Source organism: Streptomyces hydrogenans, assembly GCF_014656075.1.
In the GTDB taxonomy this organism is placed as follows: Bacteria; Actinomycetota; Actinomycetes; order Streptomycetales; family Streptomycetaceae; genus Streptomyces; species Streptomyces hydrogenans.
Window position 1 is genome coordinate 1,937 of sequence record NZ_BNBS01000217.1, and the last position, 4,353, is coordinate 6,289.

Consider the following 4,353-nt stretch of genomic DNA (forward strand, 5'->3'; position numbering starts at 1 on the left):
GGGGTCAGCGGCGGACGCGGGGGTCAGCGGCGGACGCGGGGGTCAGCGGCGGACGCGGGGGTCAGCGGCGGACGCGGGGCATGCCGAGGCCGATCCAGGAGATGATCTCGCGCTGGATCTCGTTGTTGCCGCCGCCGAAGGTGAAGATGACGGCGGAGCGGTAGCCGCGTTCGAGTTCGCCGTGGAGGACGGCGCCGGAGGAGCCTTCCTTGAGGGCGCCGGCGGCTCCCACGACCTCCATGAGGGCGGCGTAGGCGTCGCGGCGGGCCTCGGAGCCGTAGACCTTGACGGCGGAGGCGTCCTGGGGGGTGAGGGTGCCGTGGTGGACGGCGTTCACCATCTGCCAGTTGAGGAGCTTCATCGCGTCGAGGCGGGTGTGGGTGCGGGCCAGGGTGCGGCGGACCCAGGGGAGGTCGAGGACGCGGCGGCCGTCCGAGAGGAGGGTGTCGGCGGCCCAGCGGCGGACGTCGTGCAGGGCGCGGATGGCCATGGTGCCGTGGGCGGCGAGGGTGACGCGCTCGTGGTTGAGCTGGTTGGTGATGAGCCGCCAGCCCTTGTTCTCCTCGCCGACGCGGCGGGTGACGGGGACGCGGACGTCGTCGTAGTAGCTGGCGGTGGTGTCGTGCGAGGCGAGGGTGTTGATCACCGTGCACGAGTAGCCCGGGTCGCTCGTCGGGACGAGGAGCATGGTGATGCCCTTGTGGGGGGCCGCGTCGGGGTCGGTGCGGACGGCGAGCCAGACCCAGTCGGCGGTGTCGCCGTTGGTCGTCCAGATCTTCTGCCCGTTGACGACGTAGGTGTCCCCCTCGCGCACCGCCCGGGTCTTCAGGGCCGCGAGGTCGGTGCCGGCGTCGGGCTCGCTGTACCCGATGGCGAAGTCCAGCTCTCCGGAGAGGATGCCGGGCAGGAAGAACGCCTTCTGCTCGTCCGTGCCGAACTGCATGATCGTCGGCCCGACGGTGTTCAGCGCCATGAGCGGCAGCGGGACGCCCGCCTGGGCCGCCTCGTCGAAGAAGATGAACTGCTCCATGGGCGTGAGCCCGCGCCCGCCGTACGCGACGGGCCAGCCGACGCCGAGCCAGCCGTCGGCGCCGAGCCGGCGGATCGTCTCGCGGTAGAAGCGCTTCTGGGCGGCCGGGTCCCCGTACCGGCTGTGCACGTCCTCGGGGACGAGCTCCGCGAAGTAGGCGCGCAGTTCGGCGCGCAGGCGGTTCTGTTCCGGCGTGTACTGCAGGTGCATCCCGGCCTCCCGTGACGGCTGTCGGCGTCGGCGTCCTCGGCACGACGGCGGTCACGGTAGAACGTGTTCCACAAATGTGGAAGGCCCGGGGCGGCGCCGGGTGGCGCGCCGCTCCCGGGCCCCTGCTCGTACGGGGGTCCTCGGAGGGACCCACGGACAGCGCGGGTATCCAGGTACGGACAGCGCGGGTGTCTACGGAAGGAGTTCGTCCAGGGAGGCGCGACCCTTCTCCGCCATCCTGCGTTCGGCCCAGGCCAGGGTCTGCGGTGTCACGTCGCGGCCGGAGGCGAGCACCACGTCCTCCGCCGTGAACTCTCCCTCGGAACCGGAGTGCAGCAGCCGGTCGGGGGTCGGTACGTCCCCCCGGGACTTCTCGTCGGGCTCAGCGTTCATGCCGTCTCCTCCATGCTTCTGCGGGTGGGTCCCGGCACTGGCCATTCTCGTGTCCGGCCCGGCACCCCGCATCCGGGCGCCCGGCGCGGGCCCGGCGGCCTCCGCGTCCCGCCGGGGCATCGCGGCCGCCGCCGTCACCGGGAGCGCCCGGCCGGCCGCGTACCCGTCGGCGTACTCCTCCGGGGTGAGCGCGGCCCGCGCGGCGGCCTCGGCGCCCTCCAGGATCAGGGCCTCGGTGCGCGGGGTGTACGGCCGGAAGCCGCCGCCCGGGCCCCCGCCGTCCTGGGCGTCGTACGCGCCGAGGAGCCGGGCGGCCGTGCGGTCGTCGCCGGGGCGGCCGCGCCCGCCGAGCGCCCACGCGCCCGTGGCCAGCTGGGCCACGAGCAGGTACGGCGCCACCATGTGGGCCAGCGTCTCCAGGTCGTCGACGGCCCGGCCGAGCCGGGCCAGGGCGCGGTCGTGGGCGCCGTCCAGGCAGTCGATCCAGGCCCGCATCCCGCCGACGAGCCCCCAGAACAGGGCGGGGGTGTGGTCGCCGAACTCGGTCTCGGCGCGGCCCAGCTGTTCCTGCGCGAGCCCGGTGCGGCCGGTGTGGGCGTAGTGCTGGGCGAGGAGCAGCCGGCCGCTGCCGGCGGCCTCGGCGCCCCACCGGGCGGCCTCCTCGGCGGCGTCGGCGAGGAGCCGTTCCGCCTCCTCGTCCCCGTCGGGGCGGAGCCGGAGGCGCACGGCGGCGAGGCGGGCGGTGAAGACCGGCACCTGGGAGCGGGCGCCCGCCTCCCCGGCCGCGTCGGCGGCCCGGCCGAAGTCCTCGGCGGCCTCGGTGAGCCGTCCGGCGCGTTCGTACGCCTCGCCGCGGGCCGCCAGGGACTCCGCGATGCCCCAGGCGTCCCGCGCCTCCTCGAAGAGGGCGAGGGCCTCGGCAGCCTCCTCCGGTCCGCGGCCGGCGAGCTTGGCCCGCATGAGCAGCGCGAAGGCCAGGTCCCAGGGGTCGCCGTGGGCGCGGCAGGCGGTGACGAGAAGGGCGAGGGTCGTGTCGAGGCCGGTGAGCCCGCCGGTCATGAGCCGGGCGAAGAACCAGACGGTGCCGGGCTGGCGGCAGGTCTGCGGCAGCCCGGGCCGGTAGGCGGCGACGACCCGGTGGAGTCGTTCGCGCGCCTCGGCGTCCTGCTCCATGGCGGTGGCGCCGGACCCGCCCTGGGCGGCGAGCGCGTAGAGCCGGGCACCGCGCCGGGCCTCCCGCAGCCGCTCGCCCGTCCACGGCGGCGGCACGTCGTGGCAGCGGCCGGGGAGGGGTTCGGCGGGCCGCACGGGCGGCTCGAAGGGGTCGGGGCCGAGCCGGCCGGCGGCCGCGGTCCAGGTGCGGGAGTCGTTCTGGTGGTTGCGGAGCTGCCAGAACCAGGCGAGGGAGTGGACGAGGCACAGCACCTCCTGCTCGTCGCCGGCGGCGAGGGCCGTCCGCAGGGCGGTCCGCAGGTTGTCGTGCTCCCGCTCGAAGAGGGCGAGGGCGGCGGCCTGACCGGGACCGCGCAGGGCGGGGTCCCGGGTGCGGGCCAGCTCGCGGTAGTGCGTGAGGTGGGCCCGCTCGGCCTCCGCCCGTTCCCCCGCCTCGTCCAGCCGCTCCGCCGCGTACTCCCCCACCGTCTCCAGCAGCCGGAACCGCATCCCCCGCTCACCCGGCGCCGACACCACCAGCGACTTGTCCACCAGCGCCGCCAGCACGTCCAGCACGTCGGCGCCCTCCGGCCCGGCGCACACCGCCTCCGCCGCCTCCAGGTCACACCCGCCCGTGAACACGGCCAGCCGCCGCAACGCCGCCCGCTCCGGCTCCTCCAGGAGGTCCCAGGACCAGTCGACGACCGCCCGCAGCGTCTGCTGGCGCGGCAGCACCGTCCGCGCCCCCGACGTCAGCAGCCGGAAGCGGTCGTCGAGCCGGTCCGCGATCTGCCGCGGCGACAGCACCCGCACCCGCGCGGCCGCCAGCTCGATCGCCAACGGCAGCCCGTCCAGCCGCCGCACGATCTCGCGCGCCGACACCAGGTCCCCCGCCACCTCGAAGCCCGGGCGCGCCGCCGCACCCCGCTCCCCCAGCAGCCGCAACGCCGCCGCCTCCGGCAACGGGCCCAGCGGCCGCGAGCGTTCTCCCGGCACGCCCAGCGGCTCCCGGCTCGTCGCCAGCACCCGCACCCCCGGACACCGTGCCAGCACCACCTCCGCCAGCCGCGCCGCCGCACCCACCACATGCTCGCAGTTGTCCAGGATCAGCAGCATCCGCCGTCCCGCGCAGTGCTCCACCAGGCGCGAGAGCGGGTCGCCGCCGAGGAGTCCGTCGGAGCCGCGGAGCATCGTCTCGCGGGCGCCGAGGGCGGTGAGGACCGCGCCCGGGACCTCGGACTCCTCGCGCACGGAGGCGAGTTCGGCGAGATGGACGGTGCCGTCGCCCTCGTACGCCTCCGCCGCCTCCAGGGCCAGCCGGGTCTTGCCGACGCCACCGTGGCCGAGCAGCGTCACCAGCCGGCTGGACGTCAACTCACCCGACAGTGCGGCGAGTTCCTCGTCCCGGCCGATGAAGGAGGTGAGGCGGGCGGGCAGCGAGGGGGCCCGCCGCCCGGGGGCCTCGGGGCCCTCGCCCGAGAGCAGCCGCTCGTGGAGGGCGCGGAGTTCGGGGCCGGGGTCGGCGCCGAGCCGGTCGGCGAGCGTCCGGCGCACCTCCTCGTACGCCG

General features: G+C 76.0%; 2 protein-coding genes. Both read right to left on the reverse strand.

The window, feature by feature from the left end; genetic code table 11:
- Window positions 1–61: 61 nt before the first annotated feature.
- Complete coding sequence (locus IE321_RS40075) at window positions 62–1,240, reverse strand: acyl-CoA dehydrogenase family protein (protein ID WP_043220189.1); 1,179 nt, start codon at window positions 1,238–1,240, stop codon at window positions 62–64.
- 192 nt (window positions 1,241–1,432) lie between these two features.
- Window positions 1,433–4,353 (reverse strand): ATP-binding protein (locus IE321_RS40080; protein ID WP_190226569.1); only part of this gene is annotated, 2,921 nt, incomplete at its 5' end.